19 protein-coding genes are annotated in these 19,493 nt (G+C 70.0%); 11 read left to right on the forward strand and 8 right to left on the reverse strand.

Annotated features, from left to right (window positions below):
* Positions 1-20: 20 nt before the first annotated feature.
* The gene (locus tag K244_RS0100615) at positions 21-719 is read left to right on the forward strand and encodes a YoaK family protein (RefSeq protein ID WP_020184299.1); all 699 of its coding nucleotides are present in this window, start codon (positions 21-23) and stop codon (positions 717-719) included.
* Between the two features lie 155 nt (positions 720-874).
* On the forward strand, positions 875-1,177 hold the full coding sequence (locus tag K244_RS0100620; RefSeq protein ID WP_020184300.1) for a hypothetical protein: 303 nt from the start codon (positions 875-877) through the stop codon (positions 1,175-1,177).
* An 80-nt stretch (positions 1,178-1,257) separates the two neighbouring features.
* On the opposite strand, the gene flhA is transcribed toward K244_RS0100620, so the two are convergent.
* Positions 1,258-3,426: a flagellar biosynthesis protein FlhA gene (gene flhA / locus K244_RS0100625; RefSeq protein WP_020184301.1), complete on the reverse strand. Its 2,169-nt coding sequence runs from the start codon at positions 3,424-3,426 to the stop codon at positions 1,258-1,260.
* Positions 3,427-3,584: 158 nt separating this feature from the next.
* Between flhA and K244_RS0100630 the strand changes: the two genes are divergently transcribed.
* Positions 3,585-4,931, forward strand: coding sequence for a globin-coupled sensor protein (locus K244_RS0100630; RefSeq protein ID WP_020184302.1), 1,347 nt, complete (start codon positions 3,585-3,587; stop codon positions 4,929-4,931).
* A 3-nt stretch (positions 4,932-4,934) separates the two neighbouring features.
* Here the strand turns inward: K244_RS0100630 and K244_RS0100635 are convergent, their stop codons facing one another.
* The 7 genes from K244_RS0100635 to K244_RS0100665 all read right to left on the reverse strand — a co-directional run bounded on the left by K244_RS0100635 (position 4,935) and on the right by K244_RS0100665 (position 11,206).
* Positions 4,935-5,555 carry a DUF1345 domain-containing protein gene (locus K244_RS0100635; protein WP_020184303.1) on the reverse strand — a complete coding sequence of 207 codons (621 nt, stop codon included), beginning with the start codon at positions 5,553-5,555 and terminating at the stop codon, positions 4,935-4,937.
* A gap of 67 nt (positions 5,556-5,622) precedes the next feature.
* A complete protein-coding gene (locus K244_RS0100640) occupies positions 5,623-6,984 on the reverse strand; it encodes a sigma-54 dependent transcriptional regulator (protein ID WP_020184304.1) in 1,362 nt (453 codons plus the stop codon).
* Positions 6,985-6,998: 14 nt separating this feature from the next.
* A complete protein-coding gene (fliN, locus tag K244_RS0100645; protein ID WP_020184305.1) occupies positions 6,999-7,346 on the reverse strand; it encodes a flagellar motor switch protein FliN in 348 nt (115 codons plus the stop codon).
* Entirely contained in the window at positions 7,343-8,044 is a 702-nt protein-coding gene (locus tag K244_RS0100650; protein WP_020184306.1) for a FliH/SctL family protein, read from the reverse strand. Before K244_RS0100650 ends, fliN begins: the two co-directional genes overlap by 4 nt.
* Entirely contained in the window at positions 8,034-9,077 is a 1,044-nt protein-coding gene (fliG, locus tag K244_RS0100655; RefSeq protein WP_020184307.1) for a flagellar motor switch protein FliG, read from the reverse strand. The genes K244_RS0100650 and fliG overlap by 11 nt, the downstream gene beginning before the upstream one ends.
* Position 9,078: 1 nt before the next feature.
* A complete protein-coding gene (gene fliF, locus K244_RS0100660; RefSeq protein WP_020184308.1) occupies positions 9,079-10,770 on the reverse strand; it encodes a flagellar basal-body MS-ring/collar protein FliF in 1,692 nt (563 codons plus the stop codon).
* 160 nt (positions 10,771-10,930) lie between these two features.
* Positions 10,931-11,206, reverse strand: a complete 276-nt coding sequence (locus K244_RS0100665; RefSeq protein WP_020184309.1) for a DUF1153 domain-containing protein — start codon at positions 11,204-11,206, stop codon at positions 10,931-10,933.
* A gap of 292 nt (positions 11,207-11,498) precedes the next feature.
* Between K244_RS0100665 and K244_RS0100670 the strand changes: the two genes are divergently transcribed.
* The 8 genes from K244_RS0100670 to K244_RS0100705 all read left to right on the forward strand — a co-directional run bounded on the left by K244_RS0100670 (position 11,499) and on the right by K244_RS0100705 (position 19,490).
* Complete coding sequence (locus K244_RS0100670) at positions 11,499-12,911, forward strand: flagellar hook-length control protein FliK (RefSeq protein ID WP_020184310.1); 1,413 nt, start codon at positions 11,499-11,501, stop codon at positions 12,909-12,911.
* A 16-nt stretch (positions 12,912-12,927) separates the two neighbouring features.
* Complete coding sequence (locus K244_RS0100675; RefSeq protein ID WP_020184311.1) at positions 12,928-13,602, forward strand: flagellar hook capping FlgD N-terminal domain-containing protein; 675 nt, start codon at positions 12,928-12,930, stop codon at positions 13,600-13,602.
* Between the two features lie 146 nt (positions 13,603-13,748).
* Positions 13,749-14,708 carry a hypothetical protein gene (locus tag K244_RS0100680; RefSeq protein WP_020184312.1) on the forward strand — a complete coding sequence of 320 codons (960 nt, stop codon included), beginning with the start codon at positions 13,749-13,751 and terminating at the stop codon, positions 14,706-14,708.
* A 19-nt stretch (positions 14,709-14,727) separates the two neighbouring features.
* Positions 14,728-15,915, forward strand: a complete 1,188-nt coding sequence (mnmA, locus tag K244_RS0100685; RefSeq protein ID WP_036305911.1) for a tRNA 2-thiouridine(34) synthase MnmA — start codon at positions 14,728-14,730, stop codon at positions 15,913-15,915.
* The gene (locus K244_RS0100690; protein ID WP_020184314.1) at positions 15,912-16,553 is read left to right on the forward strand and encodes a class I SAM-dependent methyltransferase; all 642 of its coding nucleotides are present in this window, start codon (positions 15,912-15,914) and stop codon (positions 16,551-16,553) included. The genes mnmA and K244_RS0100690 overlap by 4 nt, the downstream gene beginning before the upstream one ends.
* A 108-nt stretch (positions 16,554-16,661) precedes the next feature.
* Positions 16,662-18,029 carry an AarF/ABC1/UbiB kinase family protein gene (locus K244_RS0100695; RefSeq protein ID WP_020184315.1) on the forward strand — a complete coding sequence of 456 codons (1,368 nt, stop codon included), beginning with the start codon at positions 16,662-16,664 and terminating at the stop codon, positions 18,027-18,029.
* Positions 18,030-18,258: 229 nt separating this feature from the next.
* Entirely contained in the window at positions 18,259-18,981 is a 723-nt protein-coding gene (locus tag K244_RS0100700) for an aminoglycoside phosphotransferase family protein (RefSeq protein WP_197027131.1), read from the forward strand.
* 224 nt (positions 18,982-19,205) lie between these two features.
* Positions 19,206-19,490: an aa3-type cytochrome c oxidase subunit IV gene (locus K244_RS0100705; RefSeq protein WP_020184316.1), complete on the forward strand. Its 285-nt coding sequence runs from the start codon at positions 19,206-19,208 to the stop codon at positions 19,488-19,490.
* Positions 19,491-19,493 lie beyond the last annotated feature (3 nt).

Raw genomic sequence — 19,493 nt, forward strand, 5'->3', positions numbered from 1 at the left:
CGGCGTCGCCTGATCGCACGATGCGCTACGTCCTGTTGGTTCTGCTCAGCTTCAACGCCGGCTATGTGGACGCCGCGGGCTTCCTTGCGCTGCACGGGCTGTTCACGACGCACGTCACGGGCAACTTCGTTACGCTCGGCGCCTCCGTCGCGATGGGCGCGACCGGGGTGCTCGCGAAGCTGCTCGCGCTGCCCTTGTTCTGCGTAGTGGTGCTGGTCGCCCGCCTCGCCGGGATCGGGCTGGAGCGGCGCGGGTGGCCCGTGACACGGGCCATGCTCGCGCTTCAGGCGCTTCTTCTTGCAGGCGCCGCGGCGCTTGCGGCGCGGCTCGGGCCTTTCCCGGACGGCGACGCCTGGCCGGCGCTCGCCACCGGAGGCGCGTTGGTCGCCGCCATGGCGATCCAGAACGCGGTGCACCGCGTGCGGCTCGCGAGCCTGCCGCCGTCCACCATCATGACCGGTACGACGACGCAGGTGATGGTCGACCTCGGCGATCTGATGCGTCCGATCCGCCCCGAGGCCCGCGCCGCCGCAAAAAAGCGACTCGGCCCCATGGCGCTCAGCCTGCTTGCGTTCGCGGTCGGCTGCGGCGCCGGCGCGCTGGTCTTTGTTGCGATTCCCATCTGGTGCTTCGTCCCGCCGCCGGTCGTCGCTCTTCTGACCGTTGGTTTTGCGGGCGAGAGCGCGACGGAGGCTCGGTCCGCGCCGCCAAAGCCGTAGAGCAGCAAGGCATGCGCCTTTGGTCGAATAGATAATTACCGTTGTCGATAATCGGTATGAATACAACCGGTTTGTTTCATGCTGCGGTGCACCGCATATTGCGCTCCAGAGACGGCGGGGTCGGTCCCGCCGACACAGTCATCAGGACGCAAGCCATGACCCGCATCGCCTCCGTCGCCGCCGTTCTGGCGACCCTCATCTCCACCTCCGCCTTCGCCGGCGAGCTCTCCTCGACCGTCGACGCTCCCAAGGCGCCGGTTCGCGCGAGCGCAGCCAACGCCGCCGCCGTCCAGAGCCCCGGCACCGTGGGCGCCATGCACCTCGCCGCCGACGGCGTCGCCACCAGCGGCGCGGACGTTCGTCGCGACAGCCGCGGCCTGCTGACGGCGGCCAACGCCTCCTGGCGCGCCGTTCCGGTCGTGACCGTCGACGCCCTGGTCACGAAGCCCGGCACGTAAGTTTCTGGGTCTCGGACGAATTGAAAGCGGCGGCGCGTCCAGGGACGCGCCGCCGCTTCTTTTTGCGCTGGGCGTGACGCTCAGATGCTGGCGATGGTCTTCAGCCGCGCCCGCGGGTGAATCTCGTTCTGCGACATCACCGAGGTCTGGTTGCGGAAGCGCTCAACGATGGAGCGCACGAACGGCCGCACCGCCGCCGAGGTCAGCAGGACGGGGGACTCGCCGAGCTTGGCGGCGTCCTCGAACCGGTCGCGCACGAGGCCGATGAACTCCTGCAGCTTCGACGGCGCCATCGCGAGCGTCTTCTCCTCGCCCGTGCCCACGATCGACTCCGCGAAGGCCTGCTCCCAGGCGGGCGACAGCGTGACGAGCGGCACGTAGCCGCCGTAGGACTGATGCTGGGCGCAGAGCTGCCGCCCGAGCCGCATGCGCACGTGCTCCACGATCTGCGCCGGGGCGCGGGTGAAGGACACCGCTTCGGCGATGCCCTCGAGGATGGTTCCGAGGTCGCGGATCGAGACCCGCTCATTGAGCAGCAACTGCAGCACGCGCTGGATGCCCGTGGTCGAGATCTGGCTCGGCACGATGTCGTCGACCAGCTTGCCCTGCTCCTTCGGCAGATCCTTCAGGAGCTTGCTGACCTCGCCGTAGGACAGCAGGTCGGGCATGTTGCCCTTGATGATCTCGTTGAGATGGGTCGAGAGCACCGTGGTGGCGTCGACCACCGTGTAGCCGAGGATGGTCGCCTCCTCGCGGAGCGACGCGTCCACCCAGGTCGCTGGCAGGCCGAAGGTGGGCTCCACCGTGTGTACGCCGGGAAGGCTCACCTGGCGACCGTTCGGGTCCATCACCATGAACTGGCTGGGATAGACCGAGCCGGTCCCGGCCTCGACCTCCTTCACCTTCACCGAATAGGCGTTGGGCTGGAGCTGCATGTTGTCGAGCAGCCGCACCTGGGGCATCAGGAATCCCATCTCGCCGGCGATCGAGCGCCGCAGCGCCTTGATCTGCTCTGTGAGCTTGTCGGGCGCGCCGTCCTTGGACTCGACCATCGGCAGCAGCGCGAAGCCCAGCTCGATCTTGACCTCGTCCATTTTCAGCGCGGCCGAGACCGGCTCTTCCTCGGCGCCCGCGGCGGAGCCCGCCGCCGAGCCCGGCTTGCCCTCGTTCGCGATCGTCGCGATCCGCTTCAGCTCTTCGACGGCGTTGTTCTTGGAGGCGCGATACGCCAGCCAGCCGGCACCGCCGGCGAGGCCCATGAAGGGAATGAGCGGAATGCCCGGCAGCAGCGCCATGACCGCCATCACGGCGGCCGCGATGCCGAGCGCCTTCGGATAGCCGGACAGCTGCTTGACCAACGCGCGGTCGGCCGAGCCCGAGACGCCGGCCTTGGAGACGAGCATGCCGGCGGCGGTCGAGACGATCAGCGCGGGGATCTGGCTGACGAGGCCGTCGCCGACCGACAGCAGCGTGTAGGAATGCGCCGCGTCCGCGAAGCCGAGGCCGTTCTGGCCGACGCCGATGATGATGCCGCCGATCACGTTGATGAAGGTGATCAGCAGAGCCGCGATCGCGTCGCCGCGCACGAACTTCGACGCGCCGTCCATGGCGCCGAAGAAGGTCGATTCGTCCTCGAGCTCCTTGCGGCGGAGCTTGGCGGTCGCCTCGTCGATCAGGCCGGCGGACAGGTCCGCGTCGATCGCCATCTGCTTGCCGGGCATGGCGTCGAGGGTGAAGCGCGCGGCGACCTCGGCGATGCGGCCCGAACCCTTTGTGATGACGACGAAGTTCACGATGATCAGGATCGCGAACACGATGATCCCGATGACGAAATTGCCGCCCATCACGAAGTTGCCGAAGGCTTCGATGACGTGGCCGGCGGCGTCGGTGCCTTCGTGGCCGTGGGCGAGGATCAGGCGCGTCGAGGCGAGGTTGAGCGCCAGCCGGAGCATGGTCGCGACCAGCAGAATCGTGGGGAACGCCGAGAATTCCAGCGGTTTCTCGATGAACAGCGCGGTCATCAGGATCAGCACCGACAGGATGATCGAGACGGCGAGCAGCAGGTCGAGGATCAGCGGCGGCAGCGGGACGATCAGCACGCACAGGATGACGAGGACGCCGAGCGCGAGCCCCATGTCGCCCGTGCGCAGGAATCCCCACGCTTTCGAAAGGCTTGGGGGAAGGGCGAAGCCGTTTCCGACGGCGACCGGGGGCGTTCCCCGATCCGCCGCCACCGTCACGTCCGACATGTCTCGCCCCGCAACTCTCGCATTCCGCTCGGCAGAAAATGCCGCCCGTATGGTTGACGAGAGGTTAACGCGGGGTTGCGCCGCCCGGCGACCATGCCCAGGGTAACCCGTGGTTAACGCGGTTCCCGGAGCATCGACGTCAGACTTCGGGGGAAATCATGGCCAGTCACACCGGCGCGTCGAACGACGCGTCCTCGCATCTCTTGTTTCTTCAGATCGACGAGGAGGCGAAGCAGCAGCTGCGCGCCGCGTGGACGGCGGTTCAGCCTCACCTCGGATCGATCCTCGACGGGTTCTACGCCCACCTCTCCAGCCAGCCGGAGCTCGCGGCGCGGGTGCAGGGCAACGAGCCGCGGCTGAAGTCGGCGCAGGGCGGGCACTGGGAGCGCCTGTTCTCGGGCGCCTTCGACGCCGGCTACTTCGACAGCGTCCGCCGCATCGGCATGGCGCACGTCCGCATCGGGCTGGAGCCGCGCTGGTACATCGGCGGCTACGCCTTCGTGCAGGACCGCCTGTTCCAGATCCTCGGCGACACGCACCGATTCTCGGGCCCGAAGGCGATGCGGCTCGCCCGCGCCGTCTCGAAGGCGGTGATGCTCGACATGGAGCTCGCGATCTCGGTCTATCAGGACAAGATCATGGGCGACCTCGCGGCGAAGAACGCCGCCATCGAGACCGCGATCAACGGCTTCGACGCGGTCATGGCGGCGTCTCTCGACAGCATGGCGCAGGCCTCCACCCGGATGGGCGAGACCGCGTCGACGCTCGAAGCCGCGGCTGCGGCGACCGACGACCGCGCCGACGCGATGGCGGCGGCCGCGACCGGCACCTCCGAGGTGGTGCGCGCCTCCGCCGCCGCCACCGAGGAGCTTGCGGCGTCGATCCGCGACATCGGCGAGCAGGCCAAGCGCTCCTTCGTCACTGCGCAGCAGGCGTCCACCGACGTGGAGCGCACGAACCGCACGATCTCGAGCCTGGCCGACACCACCGAGCGCATCGGCTCCGTCGTCGGGATGATCTCCAGCATCGCCGCCCAGACCAATCTGCTCGCGCTGAACGCCACCATCGAGGCGGCGCGCGCGGGTGAGGCGGGCCGCGGCTTCGCGGTGGTCGCGTCAGAGGTCAAGGAGCTCGCCCGACAGACCGCCGAGGCGACCGACGAGATCACTGCCCAGATCGCGGCCGTGCAGGCCTCGACCCGCACCTCGGTCGACGACATCGCCTCGATCCTCGCGACGATCGCCGAGGTCGCGACGATCGCGGGCTCGATCTCTGCGGCGGTTCAGCAGCAGGAGGCGGCGACCCAGGAGATCGCCATGAGCGCGCAGCGCGCGGCCGGCAACTCCGACGAAGTGGTCGGCGCGATCGCCGTCGTGAAGCAGGCGAACGGCGAGACCGCCGCCGCCTCGACCGACGTCTACGGCCTGTCCGGCGACCTGAAGCTGAAGGTCGAGGAGATCGACGGCACCGTGAAGCGCTTCTTCGCGCAGGTGCGCGCCGCCTGAGGCTCAGAGCATCCCGGACACGACCCCGACGCTGATCGCGATGATGACGGTGTTGAAGACGAAGGACACGAACCCGTGGACCAGCGTCAGCCGTCGCATCGCGGTCGAGCGGGTCGCGCAGTCCGAGACCTGGAAGGTCATGCCGATGACGAAGGCGTAGTAGGCGAAGTCGTCGAACACCGGAGGCTCGTCGCCTGGGAAGTCGATCGCCGGCGCGTCGGGCCCGGCGGCGTAGCAGGCGTGGGCGTAGTGCGCGGCGAACACGGTGTGCACCAGTCCCCATGAGCAGAGGATGGTGAGCGCGGCGAGCGCCAGCACCGCGCCCGAGCTCTTGTCGGTCACCATGTCGAAGATCGAGAGCACGCTGACCGCCGACGCCGCGGTCAGGATCAGCGTGATCGCCGTCCGGCCCTCGTCCTCCTCGGCGGACCAGGCCTTGAAGGTCTCCGCGGGGACCGCCCGGAGCCGCAGCCAGACGCCGGCCGCGTAGGCGAGCGCGCCCGCGTCCCAGCCGAGCGCGGTCGCGATCGCCGGCGGCGCGAGCAGCGCGGCGGGGAGGCCGACGACGAGCCCGACCGCGCAGGCGGTAGCGATCCGCAGTCCATGTCCGCGCCAGCCCGTCATTCGCGATTCTCCCGCCCGCAGGCGCTGGAACATGGCGCGGCGCGAGTAGCGGGCGAGGCCGTGGCGATCAGGCCGCCGCGACGCCGCCCTGGGGCGGCGGGATCGCGAAGCCCTCGTCGTCGTACTGGTTCAGCTTGTTGCGCAGGGTCCGGATCGAGATGCCGAGGATGTTCGCGGCGTGGGTGCGGTTGCCCTGGGTGTGCCCGAGCGTGTCGATGATGAGCTCGCGCTCCACGTCCGCCACCGTGCGGCCGACGAAGCTCCGCGTCACGCTCTCCGCCGTCTCCAGCGCGCGCGCGGCGAGGCCGGTCTCGCGGCCGGGCGCCGGCGCCCCGTCGGGACTGAGGATCGCCTCCGCGCCGATCTCCGGCCCGGTCGCGAGCAGCACCGCGCGGTGGATGGTGTTCTCGAGCTCGCGCACGTTGCCGGGGAAGCGCGAGCGCATCAGGCTCGCCCGCGCCTCCGCGGAGATCGGCCGCAGCGGCAGGCCGTTCGCCGCGGCGTATTTCTTGGCGAAGTGCGTCGCGAGCGCGGCGACGTCGGTCGGCCGGTCCCGCAGCGGCGGAATCTTCAGCGTGACCACGTTCAGGCGGTAGAGCAAATCCTCGCGGAACGTTCCCCGGCGGACCTCGTCGGCGAGGTTGCGGTTCGAGGTCGCGATCACGCGGATGTCGACCGGCACCGGCTTCGCGCCGCCGACGCGGTCGATCACCCGCTCCTGCAGCGCGCGCAGAAGCTTGGCCTGCAGGCGGATGTCCATCTCGGAGATTTCGTCCAGCAGCAGCGTCCCGCCCGAGGCCTCCTCGAACTTGCCGATGCGGCGCGCGGAGGCGCCGGTGAAGGCGCCCTTCTCATGGCCGAACAGCTCGCTCTCGAGCAGCTGCTCGGGGATCGCGGCGCAGTTGATCGAGACGAAGGCCTTGCCGGCGCGCGGCGACTTCTGGTGGACATGGCGGGCGAGCATCTCCTTGCCCGAACCGCTTTCGCCGGCGATCAGCACGCTGGCCGACGACGCGGCGATCTGGGTCGCGAGCTGGACCACCGAGACCATCGCCGGGTCGCGGAACACGAAGTCGCGGCTGTCGTCGGAGACCGCGGCGAGTACCGCCGCGATCAGCTCCGGGTCGGGGGGGAGGGGAATGTACTCCTTCGCCCCCGCCCGGATCGCGGCGACCGCCGCGCTGGCGTCGTTGTCGACGCCGCAGGCCACCACCGGCACATGAAAGCGCTCGGCTTCGAGCTGAGTCATCAGGTCGAGCACGTCGAGCGCGACGTCGACCATGATCAGGTCGGCGCCGCGGCCTGCGCGCAGCGTCCGCATCGCCTGGTCCACGCTTTCGGCGTGGGTGACGGCGGCGCCGCGGTTCATGGCGATCCGCGTCGCGGCGGTGAGCTGGCCCTTCAGGTGGCCGACGATGGTGAGGCGCATGGCGTGTCCTCCGTTCAGGTCCGGTCGGGCTTGATGATTTCGGTCATGGTCACGCCGAGCCGCTCGTCCACGAGCACGACCTCGCCGCGAGCGACCAGCCGGTCGTTGACGAAGATGTCGATCGCCTCGCCGACCTTGCGGTCGAGCTCGAGCACGGCGCCGGGCTTCAGCCGCAGCATCGAGCCGACGTCGATCCGCGCGCGCCCGAGCACCGCCGAGACCGAGACCGGCACGTCGAACACCGCCTCGAGGTCGGCGGCGGCGCGGGCCTCGTGCGACTCGTCGTCCTTGCGCTTGGCCGGCGTCGAGAAGTCGACGTCGTTGTCGAGCTCGGGCAGCGGGATGTCCTTGCCGGCGCTCATGGCGTCGCTCCTTCGATGTCGTCGGCGCCGCCCTCGGCGGCGAAGTGCTGCGCGACCGCGTCGTCGATCGCGCGGGCGACCGCCTCGGAGTCGCGCACGACGCCGCCGTCCGCCCATTCCAGGCGCACGTCGCCCTTGGCGACATCAGGGTCGCCGAGAACGATCAGCCGGCCGGCGAAGCCGCGCTCATGCGCCATGGACGCAAGCTGCTCGCGCACTCGCTCGACGACGTCGGGCGTGACGCGCACGGCGACGTGGGGCGCCTGGCGCAACTCTAGGAAGCACGCCTCGGCGGCGGCCTCGATCTCGGCCATCGGCGCGCGGGCGACGGCGGCGCCGGCGATCTTCCGGGCGAGGGCGAGCGCGAGCGCCACGCCTTCGCGCTCAGCGACGACGGCGCGCGCGTCCGCCTGGGCCAAGGCCTCCGCGAGCCGCGCGCCGAGACTCTCCACGGCGGCCGTCAGGCGGGCGGAGTCGGCGTCGCGGGCGGCCTTGCGGCCGTCGGCCTCGCCGCGGCGGAAGGCGGAGGTCTCGGCCTTCTTGAGCGCGGCTTCGTGATCCTCCAGCGAAACCATCGCGGGGCCCTGGGGGGCGGTCGGCGCTTTGGGGGCCGGCGGCGCGCCGAAGTCCTGGTTGAACAGGAAGCGCTCCGGGCGCGGGCGCCCGTCGTCGCGCGGGGAGGGGAGGTCAGTAGACAAAGTCGTCCTCCTCCTTGTTCTTCGAGATCACGATCTCGCCCGAGGACGCCAGATCCTTGGCGACCCCGACCAGAATCGCCTGGGCCTCGTCGACGTCCTTCAGGCGCACGGGGCCGAGCGCCTCCATGTCGTCCGACATCATCTTCGCGGCCCGGCTCGACATGTTCCCCATGAAGAAGTCGCGCATGGTCTGGCTCGCGCCCTTGAGCGCGACCGCGAGCTTGTCGCGGGGGGCGTCGCGCAGCAGGGTCTGGACGCCGGCGGCGTTCAGCTTGGCGAGGTCGTCGAAGGTGAACATCAGCTGCTTGATGCGGTCGGCGCTCTCCTTCGCCTCCTCGTCGAGCTTCGTCAGGAAGCGCGTCTCGGTCTGGCGGTCGAAGGAGTTGAAGATCTCGGCGACCTGCTCGTGCGGGTCGCGCCGCGAGGTCTGGGACAGGTTCGACATCAGCTCGGCGCGCAGCGTCTGCTCGACGCGCTCGAGGATGTCCTTCTGCACGTTCTCCATGGCGAGCATGCGCTTGACCACGTCGAGCGCGAAGTCTTCCGGCAGGATCGACAGCACGCGGCCGGCCTGTTCGGCCCGGATCTTCGACAGCACCACGGCGACGGTCTGCGGATACTCGTTCTTGAGGTAGTTCGCGAGCACCGCCTCCTGCATGTTGGAGAGCTTCTCCCACATGGTGCGGCCGGCCGGGCCCCGAATCTCCTCCATGATGGTGCCGACGCGATCCTGCGGCAGGAAGCGCGCGAGCAGGCGCTCGGTCGAGTCGAAGTTGCCCATCAGCGCGCCCGCGGCCGAGAGCTGGCCGACGAAGTCCACAAGCAGGGTCTCGACCTTCGACATCTCGATCGACCCGAGGCTCGCCATGGCCGAGGAGACCTCGCGGATCTCGTCGTCCTCAAGCAGCTTCCAGATCGGGGCGCCGTGATCGTCGCCGAGCGCGAGCATCAGCACCGCCGCGCGCTCGACGCCCGTCAGCGCGAGTTTGTCGGAGGTGGCGAGCGCGGTGGAGCGGGCGGGAACGCGGGCCATCTCAGGCGGGCTCCTGCAGCCATTGGCGGATGATGGCGACCGTCTCGTTCGGGTTGTTCTGCACCAGCTCGCCGATGCGCTGGACCGACTGCGACTGCACGCGGCCGGACAGCTCGGCGATGGCTATCCGCTGGGCGGTCTCCGCGTCCGTCCCGGCGGGAAGCCCTGCGACCGAACCGTCTGGCGAGGCGAGGGCGGGGGTCCCGCCGGCCGTCAGCTGGACGATGCCGCCCGCGCCGACGGCCTCGCCCGCGCCGACGATGCTGACGCCGCCGGCGCCGTTGGCGACGAGCATGACCCGGTCGGGCGACAACGCCTTTCGCACCAGCGGGCGGACCACGACGAGCAGCACCAGCACGGTGAGCAGCGCGAGCACGCCGAGTTCGGCCCAGCGCATCAGGTCGTCACGGCTGAAATCGAACATCCCCGGCGCGTCGCCCGCGCTCTGCGAGGCGGGCATGGTGGCGAAGCGGAGGTTGACCACCTCGAGCACGTCGCCGCGGGCCTGGTCGAAGCCGACCGCCGAGCGCACAAGCGCGCCGATGCGGTCGAGCTCCTGCTGGCTGCGGGGGGCGTAGGCGGCGTCGCCATTGGCGCTTTGCGTGTAGACGCCGTCGACGAGGACCGCGACCGAGATCCGCTTCAGGCGGCCCGCGTCCTTCACCTCAGTGCGGGTGGTGCGGGAGATCTCGTAGTTCACGACCTCTTCGGTCTTGTTGGAGGCGTCCTTCGGGCCGACTGCGGCCGGAGCCTGAGCCTGAGCGGCGGCGCCGTTCGGGATCTGGTTCCCGACCGACACGGTCTGGTCCACGGGCTGGGTCGACTGCGAGCTCTCCTCGCGCGTCTGCGTCGAGCGCACCACGCGGCCTTCCGGATCGAAGGTGTCGGCGGTGACGGTGGACTTTGTATTGTCCATCTCGGCCCGCACCTCGACGCGGGCGCGGTCGGGGCCGACGATGCGGCCGAGAATCGCCTCCGCGCGCTCGCGCAGGCGGCGCTCGAGCGTCACGGTGCGCTCCTCCGCCGCCGCGGTTCCGCCGTCCTCGCCCTCGGCGCCGTCCGCGAGCAGGCGCCCGCCCTCGTCGACCAGCGAGATCTTGTCCGGCTTCAGGCCCTGCACAGCCGAGGCGACCAGATGGCGGATGGCGCGCACCTCGCCGCCGTCGAGATCGCCGCGGACCCGCACCACGATCGAGGCGGAGGGCTGCGGCGCGTCGCGCGTGAACAGCGGCTTCTCGGGGATCACGAGATGGACGCGCGCCGCCTCCACTCGGTTGAGCGAACTGATGGAGCGGGCGAGCTCGCCTTCGAGCGCGCGCAGGTGATTGACGTTCTGAACGAAGCTCGTCGCGGAGAAGCCGTCGCCCTTGTCGAAGATCTCCCAGCCGACGCCGCCGCCAGAGGGCAGGCGCTTTTCGGCGAGGCCCATCCGAAGCTTCGCCGCGTTCTCCTTGGGCACCAGGATGCCCGCGCCCTCGTTGCGGAGTTCGTAGGGCACGTTCTGCTGCTCGAGCTCTTTGATGATCGCGGAGGAATCCTGCATCGACAGGTCCGTGAACAGCGCGACCATCTGCGGCTGGGAGAAGCGCACGATGGTGAAGGCGAAGAAGCCGACGAGCGCGAGGACGACGGCGAGCATCGCGGCGATGCGGCCGGCCCCAAAGGAACGCAAGAATCCGACGAACCCGTTCACTGCCGTCTCCCGGCGCGCCGCCGCTGGTCGGTCACGCGCCACCCGGCAAGATTTGCCTGCCGTATGGTAAACGGGTCGTTAACGCCGCCCGCCGCGGCGGAGCGCAAACGAAAACGCCGGCGCGAGGCGCCGGCGTTCGTCACGTTCTGATCTTGCGGGATCAGGCCCGATACTGCTGGATCCGCGTGGTGCGCAGGCCCGCAAGGCCGTGCCGGTCGATCGAGGCCTGCCACGACAGGAACTCCTCGACCGTGAGAGTGTAGCGCTGGCAGGCTTCCTCCAGGCTTAGAAGCCCGCCGCGCACAGCGGCGACGACTTCGGCCTTCCGGCGAATGACCCAGCGTTTCGTGTCGGAAGGGGGCAAATCGGCGATCGTCAGCGGACTGCCGTCCGGTCCGATCACATATTTGGTCCGCCCGCGATGCAATTCCGTCATCGGTACTCTCACACACGACTTTCCCGTCTTCGATGACGTTACGTCGGTGGATTTAACATTTACCTAAGCGGAAAAGCCGACTTCGAGCTATCTCCAAAGGTTAAAAACTAGTAATTCAAACTTTAACGAATTATGATCTTTGCGTTCTGCTAGTTGCGGCGCAGCGGGGGCAAAATCTTCCCACCCCGGCAGAAAACGCCGGGCTTGTGGCCGGCCAAAGCCCTCATTTTCCAAGCGCTTTCGATGGCATGCCGATTGCGACCTGTGAGGCGTCCGCGTCCTGGTCCCGCTCATGCCGCATTCCGTCTCGTCCAGCTCAAGCGCCCAGGCGCCGGTTTCACCGGCCCCGTCGGCGCGCGCCGCGCAGGTCGACGACGACTTCGCGCGGGCGCTCGATGCGGCAAATTCCGTCGCGGCCGACGAATTTGCAGCGGGCGATTCTTTCGTAAGCCCGCAAGCCCCGTCCGAGCCGCGCTCGCGCGCCGCGGACGACGCGGAGTCCGAGGAGCAAGAGACGCGCGAGACCGAGCGGCGCCCGGCGCGCCGCGGCCAGACCACGCCGGACGTCGTGCTCGCCCTGGCGCTTGCGCCTCTCGCAGTTCCTAAGACGCCGATGGACGGCGAGCCCGAGGTCGTCGCCGCGTCGACCGGCGAAGTTTCCGTTCAGCCGACCGCGCCCGCTGCGGACCCGCAAGCGCCCGCTCGCGCGCAGCAGATCGTGGCGAACCCGTCGGCCAATTCGGCCGCCAAGGCCTCGCGCGAGCCGACCGCGACGGACGAGGGGATCGTGTCGCTAATCGGGACGACCGAGTCCGACCCCGCGGACGAGACCGACGCCGCGACTCCATCCAAGGCTACGCCCGACGCCGGCGATGCGGCGGCCAAGCCGGCCGTCGCTCCGTCGGGGGCGCCCGCGCACCAGACTGCGGCCGCGGCGGTCGCCGTCGCGAGGCCTGCGACGCAGGACGCCTCCTCGGACCCGCTGGCGCCGACCGCCGCCTCCGACCCCGCCGTCGCTCCCCCGGACCCGACCGCGCCGTCCCCAAACGACGGCGCGTCGGCGGATGCGGGCGGAGGCGAGGGCCAGCAGGGGGCGGGCGGCCAGACCCACGCCTCCCAGGCGACCGAGGCCGACACCCCTGCGGCGCCTCAGAACGGCGGCGCCGCGTCATCGGCCTCGGCGTCTTCCGCCGTCCCCTCGATTGATCCCGCGGCGGCCCGGCCCGCGCCGAGCTTGACTGCGACCTCCACTCCGACCACGCCGCAGGCGACGGCCGCGCTCGCCTCCGCCGTCGTGTCGAACGCCGTCGCAGCGGCCAGCGCCGGCCTGCGCCGCACACGCTTCGAGGTGCAGCTCGACGGCTCCGACCTCGGGCGCATCGACGTCCGGCTCGACATCGGCCGCGGCGGCCGAGTGGGCGCGAAGCTCACCGTCGACAGCGCCGAAGCGCGCGACCTTCTGCAGAACGACGCCCGCGCGCTCCAGCGCACGCTCGAGCAGGCCGGCTTCCGTCTGTCCGAGGGAGGCTTCACCGTCGAGGTGCGCTCGGGCGGCGCGGACGCCGGCGACCCCCAGGCGCGGCGCGAGCCGGCCGGCGGTCTCCCCGACGCGGCCGAGACCGACACCCCCATCGGGCGCGACGCCGCCCCCACCGCCTATCGCCCGCTCCGCGCCGCGGCGTCGGCGCTGGACGTCCGCGTCTGAGCCGAAGGATTTCCTGATGTCGATCACCGCGACCTCCGCCTCCACCTCGACCACGGCGAGCTCCACCACCGCGAACTCCACCCTCGCCAGCAACTTCGACACCTTCCTGACGCTGCTGACCACGCAGCTGCAGAACCAGAACCCGCTGGACCCGCTCGACACCAACCAGTTCACGCAGCAGCTCGTGCAGTTCGCCGGCGTCGAGCAGCAGCTGCAGTCGAACGCGACGCTGAGCGCGATTCTGACCGCGACCCAGACGGCGGGGTCCGACACCGCCGTCGGCCTCGTCGGCAAGACCGTCACCGCCGCCGGCGACACCGCCACGCTCGAGGACGGCGCGGCGAGTTGGAGCCTGACCTCGGCCGAGGACGACGTGACCGCGACGGTCAAGATCCGCAACGCCGACGGCGACCTGGTCGCCACCAAGACGTTGGCGCTCGACAAGGGCACGACGACCTTCACCTGGGACGGCAAGCAGACCGACGGCTCCGCCGCCGACGACGGCGACTACACCGTCACCGTCAGCGGCGTGGACAGCTCCGGAAGCGGCTCGAGCGTCAGCACCGAGGTGACCGGCGTCGTCGACGGAGTCGACTTCAGCGGCGACACGCCCGTGCTGCTGATCGGCGACCTCACCGTGCCCTTGAGCTCCGTCACCAAGGTGAAAACGACGGTTGCGTCCAGCTCCTGAGCGGCTGTCGGACGTCGACACGACGATCCTGATGATCGTCGTCGGTCCCCGGTTCATCCGGGGACTTCAGGCCGGATCTTCGAGCGCGAGCTTGCATTCGAAAACGGGCTCGATCCAAACGGGGAACGTCTGATAGAAGACCGACGATGGCGAACAGGCTTAAGGCTGCGGCGCTCGCTGTCTATCACACGACCTACGAACCGGCGCTTGCGCTCGTGCTCGGCCCGCGGCGCATCTCCGGCTTCGAGTGCGCGGCGGCCGGCGGGCCGCCGGAGGTCGCGATCCACCCCCATCGCGTCGCGGGCTGCGGGCCGGCCTGCGGTTTCGATCAGGGCGAGCGCCGCCGCGTCGTCGCGCGCTATTCGCTGAAGACACGGGGCGACGGCGCCTTGGACCGGGCGCTCGGACGCGCCGCGCGCCGGCTGTCGCTGACGCCAATGGCGATCGACCTCGACCGCTTCCCGTCGCACACCGACTTCCAGGCGCTGGTGAAGCGCCGCTCGTCGCGCACGCTGCCGAAGATCCGCAAGGCGGCGAAGATGGGCTACGTCGCCGAACGCTTTTCCGTGCACGCCCATGTCTACGACATCCACGCCGTGCGCACGTCGATGCGCTCCCGCGCCGCGGGTCCTGTGCTCGACTACTGGTTCCTGAAGCCGGAGGACGTGGCGAAGCCCGCCGGCCGGCCGGCGACCTGGCGGATGCCGAAGTGTCCCCGGCACTGGACGCTTTGGTGGGGCGTGTTCCTGCCCGAGCCGGGACACGTTCAGGGCAAGGTGCAGGTCGACCGCCGGCTCGTCGCCTACATGAAGCTGATGCGCATCGGGGACGTGCTGCACTACACCGACCTCATGGGCCACGGCGAGCATCTCGGCCACGGCGTCATGAACCTGCTGCACGACGCCATTATCCGCTGGCTTATCGAGAGCGATGAGCCGCTCGTCGAGGGCGTGCGCGTCGTGCTCTACGGCGCGGCGGAGCATGGCGGGGAGGGGCTTTTGACATGGAAGAAGCGAGCCGGTTTCGAGCCGATGCGCCTGATCCTCGCCCCGGCGCCGGACGGTAAAACCGACGCCCCGCTTTCGCGTGACCGCCGCGCGGGGTAAAGACCTGCCGCAACGCATCATGGCTGGACACGCCTTGACCCCGACCGTCGATCTCGATCTGCCCGGCGCGCCCGCCGACACGCGCGTCGTGGTCGCCATGTCCGGCGGCGTCGACTCCTCCGTCGTGGCGGGGCTGCTTTCGCGCGCGGGCTATGACGTCGTCGGCGTCACGCTGCAGCTCTACGACCATGGCGCGGCGACCGCCCGCAAGGGCGCCTGCTGCGCAGGACAGGACATCCACGACGCCCGTCGCGTCGCGGAGACGCTCGGCATCCCGCATTACGTGCTCGACTACGAGCAGCGGTTTCGCGAGGCGGTGATCGACCCCTTCGCCGCGAGCTACCTCGCCGGCGAGACGCCGATCCCCTGCGTCGCCTGCAACCAGACCGTCAAGTTCGTCGACCTGTTGCAGACCGCGAAGGATTTGGGTGCCGCAGCCCTCGCCACCGGCCATTACGTCGCCTCGCGCGCGCTCCCGGGCGGGGGCCGCGGGCTCTACCGCCCCGCCGACGCCGACCGCGACCAGACTTACTTCCTTTACGGCACGACGCCGGAACAGCTGTTGCTGCTGCGCTTCCCGCTCGGCGGCCTGCCGAAGCCCGCGGTGCGCGAGGTCGCGCGCGAACTGGGGCTGATCGTGGCCGACAAGCCCGACAGCCAGGACATCTGCTTCGTGCCGAACGGCCGCTACGCCGACATGATCGAGAAGCTGAAGCCCGGCGCCGCCGAACCCGGGCCGGTGGTGCACATCGACGGCCGCCGGCTCGGGACCCACGACGGCGTGCTGCGCTACACCGTCGGCCAGCGTCGCGGCCTGAACCTTTCGGTCGGCGAGCCGCTCTACGTCGTGCGCATCGACGCCGGGGCGAAGACCCTGGTCGTCGGCCCGCGCGAGGCGCTGGAGACGCGGACGATCCGCCTGCGCAGCCTGAACTGGCTTGGCGACGGCGCCTTCGAGGACGTCGCGGGGCTTCCCGTGCGCGCCCGGGTGCGCTCGACGCGGCCGGCGGTTCCGGCGCGGCTCACGGCGCTTGGGGGCGGCGAGGCCGAGGTGGAGCTGCCCGACGGCGAGAGCGGCGTCGCGCCGGGGCAGGCGTGCGTGGTCTACGACGAGGCGACAGGCGAGCGGGTGCTCGGCGGCGGGATCGTTCGGCCTCAGCCGCGCGTTCCCGCGGCGAATGAAGCGGCGAGCGAGGCCATACGGTGAGCGTCCAGTACGATCTGGAAGGACAGAAGAAGGCCTACGAGATCTGGGCCAAGTTCTACGACAAGGTCTATGTGCGGTTCCTGGCCGACGGCCAGAAGAAGGCCGCGGCCGCCGCCGCCGCCTGTGGTCCCGACATCCTCGAGGTCGGCGTCGGCACCGGCCTGGTGCTGCGCTATTACCCCGCGACCTCGCGCGTGGTCGGCGTCGACCTCTCCGAGCACATGCTCGCCAAGGCGCGCGAGAAGGTCGTGGCGCAGGGCCTCACCCAGGTCCGCGGGCTCTCCGTCATGGACGCCTGCAACCTCGGCCTGCCCGACGCCGTCTTCGACGCCGTCACCGTGCCCTTCGTCATCACGCTGGTGCCGAACCCGGAAGCCGCGCTTTCCGAGATGCGCCGCGTGCTGAAGCCGGGCGGCGAGATCATCGTGGCGTCCAAGATGGGCGCCGAGGACGGCCCGCTCATGAAGATCGAGGCTGCGCTCGCCCCGGTCGTGAAGACGGTCGGCTGGTCCACCGACTTCAAGGTCTCGCGCCTCGCCGCCTGGGCCGCGACCACGCCCGACATGAGCGTCGTCGAGGTGACGTCGATCTTCCCCGCGCCGTTCTTCAAGATGATCCGGATCAAGCGGGCGGTGTGATTTCGGCGGAAAGCTCGAAAGCCGCGCGGCATTTTCGTCGTTCGGCTTGGGAACCCTGGGTGGCGGGCCCACGTAAGCCTCGACACCCCGCCGCACCGAAAGTCCCCCATGCCCCCATCCGATCGCGATCTCGAACGCAACCGCTTCGCCGCCCGCGCCTCGCGCTATGCGCGGGTCGGCGTCAACGTCGGCGGGGTGGCGGCGCGGATCGCGGGCTCGCAGCTTCTGGGGCGCGCCACGGGCCGGGCCGACCGGGCGGCGGACCTGCGCGCCGCGCTCGGCGGGCTGAAGGGGCCGATCATGAAGGTGGCGCAGCTGCTCGCCACCATCCCCGACGCGCTCCCGCCGGAGTACGCCGAGGAGCTGTCGCAGCTCCAGTCCGACGCCCCGCCGATGGGCTACGCCTTCGTGAAGCGCCGGATGGCGGCGGAGCTCGGGCCGGACTGGCAGGCGAAGTTCGGATCGTTTGAGAAGGAGCCCGCGGCGGCGGCGTCGCTCGGGCAGGTTCATCGCGCGACCTCGCGGGGCGGCGAGCTGCTGGCGGTGAAGCTGCAGTATCCCGACATGGCGTCGGCGGTCGAGGCGGACCTCGCGCAGCTGTCGCTGCTGTTCGACCTGCGCCGGCGCTTCGACAGCGCGATCGACACCTCGGAGATCGTCGAGGAGATCGGCGCGCGCATCCGCGAGGAGCTGGACTACCGCCGCGAAGCCAAGCACGCCGCGCTCTACGGCGTCATGCTCGCGGACACGTCGGAGGTGCGCGTGCCCGGCGTCTGGAACGAGCTCTCGACCGGCCGTCTCCTGACGCTCAACTGGCTGGAGGGGCGGCGCCTGCTGGTTCACAAGGAGGCCCCGCTCGAGATCCGCAACCGGCTGGCCGTCGCCATGTTCAAGGCGTGGTGGCGTCCGTTCTCGCGCCACGGCGTGATCCATGGCGACCCGCACCTCGGCAATTACGCGGCCTTCGACGAGGGCGGCGAGCCGCAGGGCGTGAACCTGCTGGACTACGGCTGCATCCGCATCTTCCCGCCCGCCTTCGTCGGCGGCGTCGTCGACCTCTACGAGGGCCTGCGCGACGGCGACGACGCCCGGGTGGTGCACGCCTACGAGACCTGGGGGTTCCGCGGCCTGAAGCGCGAGCTGATCGACGTCCTCAACATCTGGGCGCGCTTCATCTACGGCCCGCTGCTCGACGATCGCGTGCGGACCATCGCCGACGGCGTGTCCCCCGGCGCCTATGGCCGCGCCGAAGCCTTCCGCGTGCACCAGGAGCTGAAGCGCAAGGGCCCCATCCGCATCCCGCGCGAGTTCGTCTTCATGGACCGCGCCGCGATCGGGCTCGGCGGCGTGTTCCTGCACCTGAAGGCCGAGCTCAACTTCCGCCACCTGTTCGAAGAGGCGATCGCGGACTTCACGGTCGAGCGCGTCGAGGCCCGGCAGGCCGAAGCCATGGCTGAGGCGGGCCTTGCGCCCTAAGCCGGCGCCGCTCCGCGCTGTCGCGCTCCAGGCCGAAGGGCTATTGTTCGCCGATCGCAAACGCAGCGCGGGCTCTGGTCCGCGCTCGGGTCGACAACCGGAGGATCGCGATCTGTCTCTGGAGTTTGGGCGCAGCGCAGGTTCAGTCCGCCGCGAAATCGGGCGCGGCACGCAGGCCGTCATCTATCGGCTGCCGGACGGGCGGATCGAGAAGGCGTTTCACGACGACGTGCCCGACGATCTGATCGAGCGCGAGCGCCGCAACGCGCGGCTGGCGTACGAGGCGGGCGTCCCGACCTGGCGCGTCGACGGGCCGACGGCCGTGTCGGCGGGGCGATCGGTCGTCGGCTCGTTCGAAGCCGGGCGTCCCTTGTCGCGCATCCTGCGCTGGCGGCCCCACCGCGCCCTGCCGCTCATCCGCCGCATGGCGCGCCTCCACGCGCAGATCCATGCGACGCCGCCGGACACCACGTTCGACAAGAAGAGCGTTTCGGCCGAGGGCGCCCTCAGGCGGCTTCGACGGCTCGCGCCGGAGGCCGATTTCGACCGCGTGCCGCAGTTGATCGGCGCGTCGGAGAGCGGCTTCTGCCACGGCGATCTCTCGCCCTCGAACGTGCTGTGGGACGGCGAGCGGATGCTTGCGCTTGACTGGGCCCGGTCCGGCTTCGGGGCTCTGACCGCGGACGCCGGCCGCACCGCTGCGATCATCTTTGCGTCGCGGCGGATCGGAACGCCGGCGCCTGCGCCGATGGGGCGCGCCTATCGCCGGCTGCTCGCGACCGAATACATGGCGGCCTATTGCGCCGAGACCGGCCGGTCGCTTGACGAGGTGCGAGCCTGGGCGGCGGTGTTTCTGGAGTCGAAGGCGACCTCGGGCCCGGATGTCGGACGTCGCGCCGGGCTTGTCGCCGAGGTTGTCCACCTGGTTCAGCCAGCCGCCGCAGAGCGCTGACGTCGCTGGGTTCCACGCGAACCGCTCGGCAGGAACGCGCCTCGACGCGAAGACCCCGCCGGCGAGCCCAACTCGTCACACCGCTTAGGTTATCAACGATTCAGCTCAGCTGAAAGCTGTTGGTATTTGGCATGCCAAGAGCTGAAAGGGAATTGCCTCCCCCCCGCGTTTCCGCTAAAGCCGAAAGTCCAAGCGCCGATTAGAACGCACAAAGGGACTTTATCATGGCCGGAACCACGGAATTCGCGACCGCGACGGGCAACGACTACGCGGAGCACGAGCGGACTTACGCCGCGGTCATGAAAATGTCCAAGGTCGGCACGGCGATGATCGTGCTGGTCGTGATCTCGCTGGCGATCGGCGGCGTCACGGGTCCGTGGTGGCTGTGCGGTCTCGGCATCGTGCTCTCGATCATCGGCGGCGTGATCGGCGCGGTGTCCCAGAAGGGCACCATCATCCCGATCGCGGTCGCGACGCTTGCGGTCGTGGCGCTCTGGTACGTCGTCTGAACC

The organism is Methylopila sp. 73B (assembly GCF_000526315.1).
Taxonomy (GTDB): Bacteria; Pseudomonadota; Alphaproteobacteria; order Rhizobiales; family Methylopilaceae; genus Methylopila.